This is a genomic window from Sphingomonas sp. GC_Shp_6, from assembly GCF_026540835.1.
Taxonomy (GTDB): Bacteria; Pseudomonadota; Alphaproteobacteria; order Sphingomonadales; family Sphingomonadaceae; genus Sphingomonas.
Map to the genome: position 1 here is coordinate 252082 of NZ_JALNUO010000004.1, position 13970 is coordinate 266051.

A 13970-nucleotide genomic window follows, 5' to 3' on the forward strand; every position below is an offset into this window, starting at 1 on the left:
GCGCACCCGGGGTGTGACGGCGCGGCCAGCGCGCGCCACGCGGCGCCCGCGCGATCGGCGCCCCGCCTTCGCGGGCGGCTCGTCGCATGTCAACCGCCCCGCCGCAATCGCCGGTTGCCCGCCGCCGCCGCCATGCCTATCCCCGGCTGATGGCAGACGAAATTTCCGACGACCCGCATTCGGCCGCCGCGCGCGTCGACGCCGCGATCGCCCGGATCGAGGGCGCGATCGCGGCACGCGCGGCAAGCGCCGATGCGCTGGCGCGCCGCCACGATGCGCTGAAGGCCCGGATGGCGGAGGCGGTCGCGGCGCTCGACGACGTGATCGCGCGCGGGAGCACCGGCTGATGGCCGAGGTAACCCTGTCCTTCGGCGGCCGCAGCTACAGCGTCGCCTGCCGCGACGGCGAAGAGGCACGCGTCGACCTGCTCGGCGCGATGATCGCCGAACGCTGGCCGATGGCGCAGCGTGCGGCGGGCGGGCTCAGCCCCGAACGTGCGATGTTCTTCGTGGCGATGATGCTCGCGGACGATCTGGACGATTCGCTCCACCGCCCGCCGGCGGGCGCCGCGGTGAGCGAGGCCGCGCTCGCGCGCATCGCCGAACGGCTCGAAAGCCTTGCCGCCGCCCTTGAGCAAACCCCGCCGAGCGCCTAGATAGGCAAGCGGCGGGTTCTGCCCGGTATCGAGCCTTTATTATCCCTGAGGCTATTCATCATCCAAAGGGGACTGTCCCTGCCCGGACCCTGGTCCGACGTACATGGTTCCCACCTGACGTACCGTGCGTCAGTGGATAACCCGGCACACGGCCATGGTGGGCCCGCCACCCCGCCCCGCAGCCACCCCGCATGAGCGCCAAGGTCGCTCTCCGCCGCCACCTGCGCGCGCTGCGCCTGTCGCATCCCGGCGGCGCGATTCGCGTCGACGACGCCTTTCTGCAACGCCTGTCGCCGGGCCTCGTCGTCGCCGGCTATGTGCCGGTGGGGGGCGAGGCCGATCCAGCGCCGCTGTTCGAGGCGGCGCGCGCCGCGGGGTGCATCCTCGCGCTGCCCCATGTCGTGGATCGCGCGACGCCGCTGCGGTTTCTCGATTGGGACGCGGAGATTGCGCTTGCCGCGGGTCCGTTCGGGCTGCGGCAACCCGCGCCAGAGGCCGCCGAGCGCGTGCCCGCGATCATCCTCACCCCGCTGCTCGGCTTCGATTCCGCGGGCCATCGGCTGGGCCAGGGCGCGGGCCATTACGACCGCGCCTTCGCCGCCCATCCGGGTGCCTGGCGCGTCGGCGTGGCGTGGAGCGTGCAGCGGGTCGACCGCCTCGTGCCCGATCCATGGGACGTGCCACTTCACGCCATCGCCACCGAACAGGACTGGATCGTGCCATGACGCCAAGCTGGCGAAAACCCGCCGGAATCTTCGCGATCCTGGCGCTGATCCTGTTCTGGTGCGGGCTCGTCGCCAGCCTGTCGCCGATGGTGGGCCGCTGGCACTGGGTCGCGCAGCTCCTGTTCTATCTGGTAATGGGAATGATCTGGATCGCGCCGCTCAAGCCGCTGCTGCGGTGGATGGAGACGGGGCGCTGGCGATAGGGGGCGCCCAGGGTGGCGGGCGGTTTCGCTGAAGTTCCGAGGCGTTGCCGCGCTTGGTTAACACCGGGTGTAGCGAATGCGGGGGCTGGCTGTGAAGCAGGTGCTCCGACCGGCTCAGCACGAACGGGGATGGTTTGAAGACGTCACCTCTTCTGCGTTCGCCCTGAGCTTGTCGAAGGGCCTGTACCGCGCGGCGCGGTGCTTGCGGAGCGAACGCTTCGACAGTCCCAGCGGGTCGCTGGACCGTTATTGCGAGCGTGAGCAAGGAATGGCTTGTGAGAATAACCCGCGGCTGGGGCGGATCGCGCAGCGGGCAAAGCCCGCATCGTCGGACGGGGCATGGCGCCGCCGGCCGCGCTGACGCGTCTCGCAAACAGCTTCGCTATTTGCGTGCGCGCTGGCGCGAGTGACGGGGCTCGAACCCGCGACCTCCGGCGTGACAGGCCGGCGCTCTAACCAACTGAGCTACACCCGCTGAAGCAGCGTGGAGGCGCCAACTAGGCGAGGCCTCCAACCCTGTCAACCAAGTGTTTCATCCTTTTCGTTCGCCCGGCGCGAACGGCCGCGCGGCGGCTGCACCAGCGTGCCGTGTTCGAACAGGAAACCGGCGATATCGGGCTTGCCCGCGGCGCGCAGCACGGTCTGCAGGATGATGAGCAGCGGCACCGCGAGCAGCGCGCCCGTCGTGCCCCACACCCATCCCCAGAAGCTGAGCGAGATGAGAATCATGATCGGGCTGATCGTCAGCCGGTGCCCCACCACCAGCGGCGTGATGACGTTCGCCTCCATCAGGTGCAGCCCGTACATGATCGCCGGCGGCAGCAGCGCGCGCCAGATGTCGGCAAAGGTCATCAGCCCGCCCACCGCCAGCAGCAGCGCGCCGATCACCGGGCCGAAATAGGGGATATAGTTGAGCATGGCGACGATCCCGCCCCACATCGCGGGATAGGGCATGCCCACCATCCACAGCGCGAAGCCGGTGATGACGCCCAGCGTCAGGTTGATGACGGTGATCGTGCCGAGATAGGCCGAGACGTCGTCCACCACCTCCTGGATCACGCGCGCCGTCGCCATCGCGCCGTCGAAGCTGGTGCGGCCGGTGATCGTGCGCCGCCGCATCCGCGTCCAGCCGGACAGGAAGAAGAACACGATCAGCAGCCCGAACAGGAACTGCACGATCAGCGTCGGCGCCGATGTCGCGGCGAGTTCGAGGATCGAGCTGGGCGGCGCGGTGGCGGTGCTCGGCGCCTGGCGTATGGGTGCTGCCGCGACGGTGCGCAGCGTCTTGTTCACATATTTCTCGAGGCTCGAATAGAGTTCGAGCAGCGGCGCCAGATTGTGCTGGATGCGGCCGATCCGCGTCGGCAGCAGGCGGAAGAAATCGGTGGCGGGCACCACGATCGCGGCGATCGCCACATTGGCGGCGACGAGGAAGGCGACGACGCACGTCATGGCGGCGACCGCGGACGGCACGCCGCGCCGCTCCAGCCATTCGAGCACGGGCACCAGCGCCACCGCGATCACCAGCGATACGGTGAGCGGCAGGAAGAATTCCGATCCCGATTTGAGCGCGAAGGGCGTGGCGAGCACCAGCCCCACGCCCGCGGTCAGCGTAAGCGAGGCCAGCAGCCGGTCGCGCCGCATCGCGATGCGGACCGCGTCCGCGGCATCGACTCCGGCGGGAATGCCCAGGATATTGTCCCCGACCGGCGGCGCATGGGCCTCGGTGCTGCTGTGATCGTCGGCCATGGCCGCATGCTAGCCGGGTATCGCGGCGAGCACCATCGGCGTTGATGGGCGTGCGGTCGCGATCGGGGCAGGCGCCATTTCGCGCTATACCTTTGACATCGCTCGAACAATCCCGCCGGCCGGACCCTCTAGGTGCCAACTTCGGCCCCGGCCCTTGCCGTCCGATCGTCGAACAGCGTCTTCAGATCCTTTTTCAGGATCTTGCCATTGGCGTTGCGCGGCAGCGTGTCCGCCACGAACCGGATCGCCACCGGCGTCTTGAACGCCGCCAGCCGCACGCGCACCCAGGCCTGCAACTCGGCCTCGCTGGTCGTCATGCCCGGCGCGAGATGGACGACGGCGGCAGGCTCCTCGCCGAGCGTCCGGTGCGGCAGCCCGATCAGCGCGGCGTCCGTCACCGCCGGATGCGCATAGAGGACGTTTTCCACCTCGATCGAATAGATGTTCTCGCCGCCGCGGATCACCATGTCCTTTGCGCGGTCGACGATGTAGAGAAATCCCTCCTCGTCCAGCCGCGCCAGATCACCGGTGCGCACCCAGCCGTCGACGAACGTCTCGGCGGTCGCTTCGGGCCGGTTCCAATAGCCCTTCACCACCATTGGCCCGCGCACCCAGAGTTCGCCGATCTCGCCCGTCGACAGGTCCACCGTGCCGGTCTCGTCCCTGATCCGCAGATCGGCGACGGCGACGGGCGGCCCGGCGCTGGTGGGCCGGTTCAGATAATCCTCGCCACCGAAATTGGTGACCGTGGCCATCGTCTCGGTCATGCCCCAGCCATTGCCGGGCAGCGCGCCAAACTCCTCATGGATGCGCCGCACCAACTCGGGCGCGGACGGTGCACCGCCATAGGCGATCGATTCGAGGCTGGAGAGATCATAGTTCGCGCGATCGGGATGTTCGAGCAACTGCCATGCGATCGTCGGCACGCCGCCGGTCACGTTCACCCGCTCGGCCTGGATGATCTCCATCGCGCGCACCGTGTCCCAGCGGCGCATGAACACCATCGTGCTGCCCGTGGCGATCGCGCCCATCATGCCGGCCGAGCAGGCGGTGACGTGAAACAGCGGAATGACGGTCAGCATCGTCCGCGGCGCCGGGGGGGCCGGCATCTCGCCCCGGCGCAGCGCGGTGCGCGCGGCGGCATAGCCCGACGACAGGATGTTCGTCGTCAGATTGCGGTGGCTGCCGAGCGCACCCTTGGGTCGCCCGGTCGTGCCGCTGGTGTAGAAGATCGTGGCGGGGTCCTCCGGCGCGACCTCGGCCTGCGGGATGGCGACGTCGGGCAATTTCGCCCAATCGCGCGGCAGGCCCAGCACCTCCTCCAGCCGCGTGGCGGGCGATGCGAGCGGCGTGGTGGCGCGAGTCACCAGCACCTGTTCCAGGGCGGGCCGCGCGGCATGATCCTGCGCCAGCCGGGCGTAGCGATCGCCGTCCACGATCAGCACCCGGGCACCGGAATCGGTCAGGCCATATTCCAGCTCCGCGCCCGTCCACCACGCGTTGAGCGGGACCGCGATCGCGCCGATCGACACCGCCGCAAAGAACGCGACCGGCCATTCGGGCAGGTTGCGCATGGCGATCGCGACCCGGTCGCCCTTCCCCACCCCGCGCGCGATCAGCGCCCGCGCCAGCGCCGCGGTGGCACGGTGGGTGGCGTCATAGGTGATGCGCTCGTCCTCATGGATCACGAACAGCCGCTCGCCATGCGCCTTGGCGGCAGCGGCGATCCCGCCGAGCGTGGGCGGCGCGTTCTTCCACACCCGCGTGTCCACCCCGTCGACCGCCACGGTTTCCATCTCGAACCGCTGACCCGGCGCCGTGAGCAGCCGCTCGGTTTCGGCGATCGTCATCGCGGGCCATGCTGGATCGAGGGCGATGATCGGTTCGCTGGCCAAGGCACGCACTCCAAGTTGAATTCCGGGTTTGGCCTCATGGGCTCTGATCGCAAGGTTAGAGTTGATTCCTGCGCCGCTCAAGGCAATAGGACCAGGACGCTTCGAACCAGAGGTATGGCGTGCAGACTGCAAACCCCGAAAGCTGCGGCTTCGATGCCGGACGCCTGGCGGCGATCGATGCGATGCTCGCGGAGCGCTATGTGGCGAGCGGCAAATTGCCGAACGCGCAACTGCTCGTCGCGCGCGAAGGCCGGATCGCGCATTTCTCCAGCACCGGTGCCGCGCGTGAACAGGGCGCCCCGGTCGACGAGACGTCGCTGTTCCGCATCGCATCGATGACCAAGCCGATCACCTCGGTGGCGTTCATGATGCTGGTGGAGGCCGGCAAGGTGGCGCTCGACACGCCCGTCCATCACATTCTGCCCGAATTCGCCAAGCTCTCGGTCTATCAAGGCGGGGGCGCCGGCGTGCCCTTCTCGACCCGCCCGCTCGCGGAGCCGATGCGGATGGTCGACCTGCTCCGCCATACCGCTGGGTTCACCTACGGCTTCCAGAACCGCACCAACGTCGATGCGGCCTACCGCGCCGGCAAGATCGAAAGCTGGCACGGCAACCATGATCTCGACGGCTTCGTCGCGGCGCTGGCCGAACTGCCGCTGGAATTCTCGCCAGGGCAATCCTGGAATTATTCGGTCGCGACCGACGTGCTGGGCGCCGTGGTGCAGCGCGTATCGGGCATGCCGCTCGACCGGTTCTTCGCCGAACGAATCTTCGCGCCGCTCGGCATGAACGATACCGGCTTCACGGTGCCCGCGGACAAGGTCGATCGCCTGACCGACTGCTACACCTTCGACCCCATCAAGGGCCGCGTCATGCTCGAACGTGGCGCCGCCAGCGCGTGGAGCCGGCCGCCGCAGCTGCTTTCGGGCGGCGGCGGGCTCGTCTCGACCGCGCTCGATTATCATCGGTTCTGCACCATGTGCCTGAACGGCGGGACGCTGGACGGCGCGCGCATCCTTGGGCGCAAGACGCTCGAGCTGATGACGCGGAACCATCTGCCCGGCCGGTCCGATCTCGCCTCGATGTCGAAGTCTCTGTTCAGCGAGGCGACCAATGCCGGCACCGGTTTCGGCCTCGGCTTTGCGATTAACGACGATGTCGCCAAGACGATGATTCCCGGGTCGCAGGGCGAATATTATTGGGGCGGCATGTTTTCGACCGCCTTCTTCGTCGATCCGGTCGAGCGTGTCACCATGGTGTTCATGACCCAGCTCGCCCCCAGCAGCCTTTACCCCATTCGCCGCGAATTGAAGACCATGATCTACGCGGCGCTGATCTGACGACGATGACAGGAGAGCAGGAATGACGTCCCCCATCCGCACCGAGCGCCACGGCGATGTGCTCGTGATCGTGTCGAACAATCCGCCCGTCAACGCGCTGGGCGCCGCCGTCCGCCAGGGGCTGGAAGCCGCGATCAAACAGGGCGTGAACGACGACAGCGTTGCCGCGATGGTGATCCGCTGCGACGGCCGCACCTTTTTCGCGGGCGCCGACATCACCGAATTCGGCAAGCCGCCGGTCGAGCCGGGCCTCCCCATGGTCGTGGACATGATCGAGGCGTCGTCCAAGCCGGTGGTCGCGGCGATCCACGGCACGGCGCTGGGTGGCGGATGCGAGGTGACGCTTGGCTGCCACTACCGGGTCGCGGTGCCGTCGGCGAAGATCGGCACGCCCGAGGTGAAGCTCGGCCTGCTGCCGGGCGCGGGCGGCACGCAGCGCATTCCGCGGATCGCGGGCGTGAAGCTCGCGCTGGAGATGACGGCGAAGGGCGATCCGATCTCGGCGAAGACGGCGCTGGATGCCGGGCTGATCGACCGGATCGTCGGCGAGGACAGTCTCGTCGCCGACGCGATCGCCTTCGCGCAGGAAGTTGCGCACAAGCGCCCCCTGCCCCGCGCATCCGAAAAGACCGCCCAGCCCGATCCGGAGGCGGTGGCCGCCTTCAAGAAGGAGAATGCACGCCGGTTCCGTGGCTTCGAAGCGCCCGCCGCGAACATCGCCTGCGTCGAAAAGGCAACCGATGGTTCGAGCTTCGCCGACGGCATCGCGTTCGAGCGGCAGGAGTTCATGCGGCTGATGACCGGTGTCCAGTCCGCCGCGCAGCGCCATATCTTTTTCGCCGAACGTCAGGCCGCCAAGATCGACGACGTTCCCGCCGACACCACGCTGCGCGACATCAAGCGCGTGGGCGTGATCGGCGCCGGCACGATGGGTGGCGGCATCGCGATGAACTTCCTGTCGGCCGGCATCCCGGTGACGATCGTGGAAATGCAGCAGGAGGCGCTCGACCGCGGCACCGGCGTGGTGCGCAAGAATTACGAGGCGTCCGCTGCCAAGGGCCGGCTGAAGCCCGGGCAGGTCGAAGCCGCGATGGGCGCGCTCAATCCGACGCTCGATTTCGCCGCGTTGGCGGAATGCGATCTGGTGATCGAGGCGGTGTACGAGACCATGGAGGTGAAGAAGGACATCTTCACCAAGTTGGATGCGATCTGCAAACCCGGCGCGATCCTCGCCTCGAACACGTCCTACCTCGACATCGACGAGATCGCGGCGTGCACCAAGCGTCCACAGGACGTCGTCGGCATGCACTTCTTCTCGCCTGCCAATGTCATGAAGCTGCTGGAGGTCGTGCGCGGGGAGAAGACCGCCGACGACGTGCTGGCGACGGTCATGGCGCTCGCCAAGAGGATCAAGAAGGTCGCGGTCGTGGCCGGCGTCACCTATGGCTTCATCGGCAACCGCATGCTGATGCCGCGCCAGGTCGAGGCGAACAAATTGCTGATGGAGGGTGCGACCCCCGAGCAGATCGACCGCGTCCATGTCGCGTTCGGCATGCCGATGGGGCCGTTCCAGATGAGCGATCTGGCGGGCGTGGACATCGGCTGGCATCGCGATCCGAGCCGGATCGAGAATATCCGCGACGCGCTCGCCGCCGAAGGGCGATGGGGGCAGAAGAAACAGGCCGGTTTCTACGATTATGACGAGAAGCGGCAGCCGACCCCCTCGCCCCGCGTCGCCGAGATCATCGAGGAGTTCCGCGCCAAATCGGGCAGCAATGTCCGCGAGATCACCGACGAGGAGATCGTCGAGCGCACGCTCTATCCGATGGTGAACGAAGGCGCGCTGATCCTCGAAGAAGGCAAGGCGCAGCGCGCGAGCGATGTCGATGTCGTGTGGATCTATGGCTATGGCTGGCCCGTCTACCGTGGTGGCCCGATGTTCTGGGCCAAGACCGAAGGCTATGACAAGGTCGTCAAGGGATTGGAAAAGCACGGCTTCACCGTCGCGCAGAGCCTGAAGAACGGAACCATCAAGTGAGCGATCTCGACACCTTCCGCACGGAAACCCGCGCCTGGCTGGCGGAGAACTGCCCGCCCGAGATGCGCGAGCCGGTCCGCACCGACAAGGACGTGTGCTGGGGCGGCCGCAACTTCACGCCATCGAGCCCGGCGCAGAAGGACTGGCTCGATCGCATGGCCGCCAAGGGATGGACCGTGCCCGATTGGCCCAAGGCCTATGGCGGCGGCGGGCTCAGCCCGGCCGAAACCAAGATCCTGCGCGAAGAGATGGCCGCGATCCACGCGCGCAATCCGCTGAATTCGTTCGGCATCTCGATGCTCGGGCCCGCTTTGCTCAAATACGGCACCGAGGAGCAGAAGCTCGACCACCTGACCAAGATCGCGCGAGGCGAGATCCGCTGGTGCCAGGGCTATTCCGAACCCAATGCCGGCTCCGATCTGGCCGGCCTCGCCACCTCGGCGGAGGACAAGGGCGACCATTATCTCGTCAACGGCCAGAAGGTCTGGACGAGCTACGCCGACAAGGCGGACTGGATCTTCTGCCTCGTCCGCACATCGAAGGAATCGAAGCAGGGCGGGATCAGCTTCGTGCTGTTCGACATGGCCTCACCCGGCGTTTCGACCAAGCCGATCCTGCTCATCAGTGGCAACTCGCCGTTTTGCGAGACCTTTTTCGACAATGTCGAGGTGCCCAAGGTCAACCGCGTTCACGACGAGAACAAGGGCTGGGACGTGGCCAAATATCTGCTCGGCCACGAACGCGAGATGATCTCGGGCATGGGGCTCGGCGGCCAGGGCGAGAACCCGTTGGTCATCGGCGCGATCGCGACGGTGGGGCTGGGTCATGACGGCCGGCTGGCCGATCCGCTGCTGCGCGCGTCGATCGCGCTTTTCGAGGTGCGTGCCAAGGCGTTCGGGGCGATGTCCGAACGGTTTATCGACGAGCTGAAGGCCGGCCGTGCCCACCCGGCCCAGCCGAGCATGATGAAATATTACGGCACCGAGCTGAACAAGAGCCGCCACGAACTCATCATGGCGGCCGGCGGATCGGACGCGCTCGAATGGGACAGCGAAGCCAGCCATGGCGGCGCCGCGCCCCGCGCCTGGCTTCGCACCAAGGCCAACTCGATCGAGGGCGGCACGAGCGAGATCCAGTTGAACATCATCGCCAAGCGGATCCTGGAACTGCCGGGGGCCTGAGCCGCCCCCGGCTGCCACGCCCGCCCATGCGCCGGCGTGGCAGTGCACGGACACTCCGGAGATGCCCCCGTCGCGGGGCACGACGAAAGAAAGAAGACCATGCCTCTCTATCTCGACGACGATCAGACCACGCTCCAGGACACGATCCGCGACTTCGTGGCGGAGGCCGCCCCCGTCAGCCATATGCGCGCGCTTCGCGATGCGGAGGATGCGACGGGCTTCAGCCGCAATCTGTGGAAGCAGTTCGCGGAAATGGGTTTCACCGGCATCCTGATCGGCGAGGACCAGGGCGGCCTCGGCATGGGCCATGTCGAGGCCGGGATCGTGCTCGAGGAGATCGGCCGCAATCTGTCCCCCTCGCCCTTTCTCACCACGTCGGTGGCAGCCGTCGAGGCGCTCAAGGGCAGCGCGCAGGCGGAGCGCTGGTTTCCGGGCATCGTCGCGGGTGAAACCGTGGCGGCACTCGCGATCGACGAGGGCGCGAAGCACCGCGGCACGGTCGCGATGACCGCCGAGCGTTCGGGCAACGGCTTTCGCCTGTCCGGTGCGAAGCGCTTCGTCGTGCACGGCCATGTCGCCGACCTGCTGATCGTCGCCGCGCGCACCGCCGGCAGCCCCGACGATGCCGCCGGTGTGACGCTGTTCGCCGTGCCCAAGGATGCCGCAGGGCTGTTCGCCGATGCCGAGCGGCTCGCCGATTCCAGCCTCGCCGCGCGCCTCAGCTTCGACGGCGTCACCGTCGATGCCGATGCCGTGATCGGCGAGGTGGATGCCGGCCGCGACCCGCTCGACCGGCTGCTGCGGGCGGGGCGCACGGGCGCGTCGGCCGAACTGCTCGGCGTGGGCCGCGGTGCGATGGACCGGACGGTCGGCTATCTCAAGGAGCGCAAGCAGTTCGGCCTGCTGATCGGCAGCTTCCAGGCGCTCCAGCACCGCGCCGCGCATCTCTATTCCGAGATGGAGGTCGCACGCGCGGCGGTGCTGAAGGCGCAGCAACTGCTCGATGCCGGCCATGACCGTGCCGACGAAGCCGTATCGGTGGCCAAGGCGATGACCGCACTCGCGACCACGCTGAGCGTGCAGGAGGGCGTGCAGATGCATGGCGGCATCGGCATGACCGACGAATATGATATCGGCTTCTATATGAAACGCGCGCGCGTGCTGGCCGAAGTGTTCGGCGATGCCAATTTTCACGCGGACCGGCTGGCGGTCGCGGCGGGCTATTGATGGCGCCCGACATGCCAGCCGACGCATCTCCCGATGCCCTGGCGCACGGGCTGGTCGAACTGCTCGAGGTGGAGGAGATCGATACCGACCTCTATCGCGGCAAGCGCCAGCCCGGCGGCATCGGTCGCGTGTTCGGCGGGCAGGTGATCGCGCAAGCGCTGCAAGCCGCGCAGCGATCGAATGACGGCCCCAAGGCGGCGCACTCGCTGCACGCCTATTTCATGCGTCCGGGCAGCGAGGATCATCCGATCCTCTTCCGCGTGGTGCGGGATTTCGAGGGGCGCAGCTTCGCGACGCGGCGCGTGATCGCGATGCAGAAGGGCCAGCCGATCCTCAACATGGCGGCCTCCTTCCAGACGCCGGAGGAGGGGCTGCATCACCAGGACGCGATGCCCGACGTGCCGCCGCCCGAGGCGCTGCAGTCGGAACGCGCGTTGCGCGCCGAGGCGATCGACGACATCCCCGAAAAATACCGCCGTCACCTGCTGCGCGCCCGGCCGATCGAGATCCGCCCCGTGCATCCCCGAAGCTGGTTTCGCCCGGAGGTTCGCGAACCGCATCAGGCAAGCTGGTTTCGCCTGTGCGCACCGATCGGCGACGATCCGGCCCTGCACCGTGCGATCCTCGCTTATGCCAGCGACATGTCGCTGCTCGGCACGTGCACCTTGCCGCACGGCGTCAACTGGATGACGCACAATCTCCAGACCGCAAGCCTCGACCATGCGCTCTGGCTGCACGAGGACTTCCGCGCCGATGACTGGCTGCTCTACGCGACCGACAGTCCATGGGCAGGGCACGCGCGCGGGTTCAACCGGGGCAAGATCTTCACGCGCGATGGCCGGCTGGTCGCCAGCGTGGCGCAGGAAGGCCTGATTCGGCTGCGCGACTGATCCAGGTTGAAGGCGTCGTTAACGGTTCATTCGAACAGTGATTTTACGGTGATCCCAATCACTTGGGAGTCACGGATGAAGCGGCTACTCTATATCAGCACGACACGAACGCCGCTGGACGACACCACGCTGGAGTCGATCCTGACGGCGTCGCGGCGCAACAATGCGCGGGTGGGCGTGACGGGCATGCTCGTCGCCGGCGGCCGGCGTTTCCTTCAGGCGCTCGAAGGTGAGGAGTCCGCGGTCGATACCGTCTATGCGCGCATCGCACGGGACGAACGCCATCATGCGATCGTGCTCCTGTCGCAGGACCGGATCGAGACGCGAAGCTTCGAAGCGTGGAGCATGGGCTATCGCCGCGCCGGCCCGACCACCGTCTCGAACGACCTTCACGCCACCGTCTCCCAACTGACGGCGTCCATCACCGACGCCAATCTGCGCGCCTATTTCACCAGCTTCGCCCAGCTCCACACCGCCGCCTGATCTAGGCGGCGGTTCTGCCATAGTCCTGCCGGGTGACGGGATGGCTGGACGACAGCCCGCCATCCACCACGATCGCCTGACCATTGACATAACTCGCCGCATCCGACGCGAGGAACGCCGCGACCTCGGCCAGCTCTTCGGGCTGGGCGCCACGGCGAAGCGGATTGAGGCGCCCTACCCGGTCCATCTTGTCGGCCTCGCGGGCATAGTCGAACACGGGCTTCGTCATGCCGGTCTCGGTCAGGCCCGGGCATACCGCATTGACGCGGACGTTCGATCCCGAAAGCTGCTGCGCCGACACCTGCGCCAGGTTGATGACACCGGCCTTGGACGCCGAATAGGCGGGCGAACCCGCGCCCGATCGCAGCCCCGCCACGCTCGCGGTCAGCACGATCGCGCCCCCGCCGCGCTCCGCGATCCGGGGTGCCGCATGTTTGATCGCCAGAAACGGGCCGATCAGATTGACGCGCAGCACCTCGGTGATGAGCGCGACATCGGTGTCGAACAGATTGGCCATGCCGCCGGAAATGCCGGCATTGGCGAACAGGATGTCAAGGCCGCCGAAGCTGTCACAGGCCAGTGCGATCGTGCGGATTACGTCCGCTTCGTCGCCGGCGTCCATCTGGATCGCGCGCGCATCGCCACCATCGGCGGCGATCCTGTCGACCGTGGCCTGCGCGCCCTCGCTTCGATCCGCGACGATGACGCGACCGCCTTCGCGCGCGAACAGCAATGCCGTGGCGCGGCCGATTCCGGATCCGGCACCGGTGACGACGATCGACTTGTTCTCGAAACGCATGGATCGCTCCCTCAGATCGTGACGCCGCCGTCGATCACCATGACCTGGCCCGTCATGAAGCCACTGGCGGGCGCGGCGAGATAGACGACCGCGCCCGCGATCTCATGCGCCTCGCCGATCCGGCCGAGCGGCGTGGTGCGGTTGCGCTCGGCCACCGCGGCTTCGTCTTCCCACAAGGCCTTGGCGAAATCGGTGCGGATCAGGCCCGGCGCGATGCAATTCACGCGCACCCCGTCGGGGCCGAATTCATGCGCCAGGTTGCGCGCCAACTGCATGTCCGCGGCCTTGGAGATCGCATAGGCGCCGATGATCGGCGTGCCCCGCAAACCGCCGATCGACGAGACGATGATGATGCTCCCCGCTTTGCGCGCGCGCATCTCGGGCGCCACCATCGCGATCAGCCAGTGGTTGGAGAGGATGTTGTTGTCGAGCACCTTGCGGAACTGCTCGTCGCTGATCCCGGCTTGCGGCCCGTAATAGGGATTGGAGGCGGCGTTGCAGACCAGCACGTCGATCCGGCCGAAGCAGCGGCGCGTCTCGTCCACCAGATGCTGCAGCGCGGCCTTGTCCGAGATGCTCGCGGCGACCGCCAGCGCGGTGCCCTTGCCGAAGCGCGCGTCGATCTCGGCGGCGACCGCATCGCACGCGTCCTGCTTGCGGCTGGAGATCACCACCTTCGCGCCCTGTTCCGCGAGCGCGAAGGCGGATGCCTTGCCGATCCCGCGCGACGAACCGGTGATGACCGCGACCGTGCCGTGCAGATCGAAGAGCGTCGTCGTCATCGC

General features: G+C 67.5%; 14 protein-coding genes and 1 tRNA gene. 10 read left to right on the forward strand and 5 right to left on the reverse strand.

The features are described from left to right. Nucleotides 1-86: 86 nt before the first annotated feature. The 4 genes from OXQ95_RS07545 (at nucleotide 87) to OXQ95_RS07560 (ending at nucleotide 1583) form a co-directional block, all read left to right on the forward strand. On the forward strand, nucleotides 87-347 hold the full coding sequence (locus tag OXQ95_RS07545) for a hypothetical protein (protein ID WP_267381024.1): 261 nt from the start codon (nucleotides 87-89) through the stop codon (nucleotides 345-347). Continuing rightward, nucleotides 347-655: a cell division protein ZapA gene (locus OXQ95_RS07550; RefSeq protein ID WP_242096926.1), complete on the forward strand. Its 309-nt coding sequence runs from the start codon at nucleotides 347-349 to the stop codon at nucleotides 653-655. The genes OXQ95_RS07545 and OXQ95_RS07550 overlap by 1 nt, the downstream gene beginning before the upstream one ends. A gap of 191 nt (nucleotides 656-846) precedes the next feature. Then, entirely contained in the window at nucleotides 847-1380 is a 534-nt protein-coding gene (locus tag OXQ95_RS07555; protein ID WP_267381025.1) for a 5-formyltetrahydrofolate cyclo-ligase, read from the forward strand. Beyond that, on the forward strand, nucleotides 1377-1583 hold the full coding sequence (locus tag OXQ95_RS07560; RefSeq protein WP_267381026.1) for a DUF2842 domain-containing protein: 207 nt from the start codon (nucleotides 1377-1379) through the stop codon (nucleotides 1581-1583). The genes OXQ95_RS07555 and OXQ95_RS07560 overlap by 4 nt, the downstream gene beginning before the upstream one ends. Before the next feature lie 398 nt (nucleotides 1584-1981). Here OXQ95_RS07560 and OXQ95_RS07565 read toward each other — a convergent pair. The 3 genes from OXQ95_RS07565 to OXQ95_RS07575 all read right to left on the reverse strand — a co-directional run bounded on the left by OXQ95_RS07565 (nucleotide 1982) and on the right by OXQ95_RS07575 (nucleotide 5182). Next, nucleotides 1982-2058: transfer RNA gene (locus OXQ95_RS07565), tRNA-Asp, on the reverse strand. Nucleotides 2059-2102: 44 nt separating this feature from the next. Continuing rightward, entirely contained in the window at nucleotides 2103-3227 is a 1125-nt protein-coding gene (locus OXQ95_RS07570) for an AI-2E family transporter (protein ID WP_242097066.1), read from the reverse strand. Between the two features lie 233 nt (nucleotides 3228-3460). Next, nucleotides 3461-5182 carry a class I adenylate-forming enzyme family protein gene (locus OXQ95_RS07575; RefSeq protein WP_267381117.1) on the reverse strand — a complete coding sequence of 574 codons (1722 nt, stop codon included), beginning with the start codon at nucleotides 5180-5182 and terminating at the stop codon, nucleotides 3461-3463. A 164-nt stretch (nucleotides 5183-5346) separates the two neighbouring features. Here OXQ95_RS07575 and OXQ95_RS07580 point away from each other — a divergent pair, with 164 nt between their 5' ends. The 6 genes from OXQ95_RS07580 to OXQ95_RS07605 all read left to right on the forward strand — a co-directional run bounded on the left by OXQ95_RS07580 (nucleotide 5347) and on the right by OXQ95_RS07605 (nucleotide 12386). Beyond that, on the forward strand, nucleotides 5347-6567 hold the full coding sequence (locus tag OXQ95_RS07580) for a serine hydrolase domain-containing protein (RefSeq protein WP_267381027.1): 1221 nt from the start codon (nucleotides 5347-5349) through the stop codon (nucleotides 6565-6567). A gap of 22 nt (nucleotides 6568-6589) precedes the next feature. Then, nucleotides 6590-8605 (forward strand): 3-hydroxyacyl-CoA dehydrogenase NAD-binding domain-containing protein, encoded by a 2016-nt coding sequence (locus OXQ95_RS07585; RefSeq protein ID WP_267381028.1) that lies wholly within the window; start codon nucleotides 6590-6592, stop codon nucleotides 8603-8605. After that, entirely contained in the window at nucleotides 8602-9786 is a 1185-nt protein-coding gene (locus OXQ95_RS07590; RefSeq protein WP_267381029.1) for an acyl-CoA dehydrogenase family protein, read from the forward strand. Before OXQ95_RS07585 ends, OXQ95_RS07590 begins: the two co-directional genes overlap by 4 nt. A 99-nt stretch (nucleotides 9787-9885) precedes the next feature. Then, nucleotides 9886-11013 (forward strand): acyl-CoA dehydrogenase family protein, encoded by a 1128-nt coding sequence (locus tag OXQ95_RS07595; RefSeq protein ID WP_267381030.1) that lies wholly within the window; start codon nucleotides 9886-9888, stop codon nucleotides 11011-11013. Between the two features lie 11 nt (nucleotides 11014-11024). Further along, nucleotides 11025-11903, forward strand: a complete 879-nt coding sequence (locus OXQ95_RS07600; protein WP_267381031.1) for an acyl-CoA thioesterase II — start codon at nucleotides 11025-11027, stop codon at nucleotides 11901-11903. A 75-nt stretch (nucleotides 11904-11978) separates the two neighbouring features. Continuing rightward, nucleotides 11979-12386, forward strand: coding sequence for a BLUF domain-containing protein (locus OXQ95_RS07605; RefSeq protein WP_242096918.1), 408 nt, complete (start codon nucleotides 11979-11981; stop codon nucleotides 12384-12386). Between the two features lies 1 nt (nucleotide 12387). Here OXQ95_RS07605 and OXQ95_RS07610 read toward each other — a convergent pair whose 3' ends face one another. Continuing rightward, on the reverse strand, nucleotides 12388-13185 hold the full coding sequence (locus OXQ95_RS07610; RefSeq protein WP_267381032.1) for an SDR family oxidoreductase: 798 nt from the start codon (nucleotides 13183-13185) through the stop codon (nucleotides 12388-12390). Nucleotides 13186-13196: 11 nt separating this feature from the next. Continuing rightward, entirely contained in the window at nucleotides 13197-13967 is a 771-nt protein-coding gene (locus OXQ95_RS07615; protein WP_267381033.1) for an SDR family oxidoreductase, read from the reverse strand. Between the last annotated feature and the right edge of the window lie 3 nt (nucleotides 13968-13970).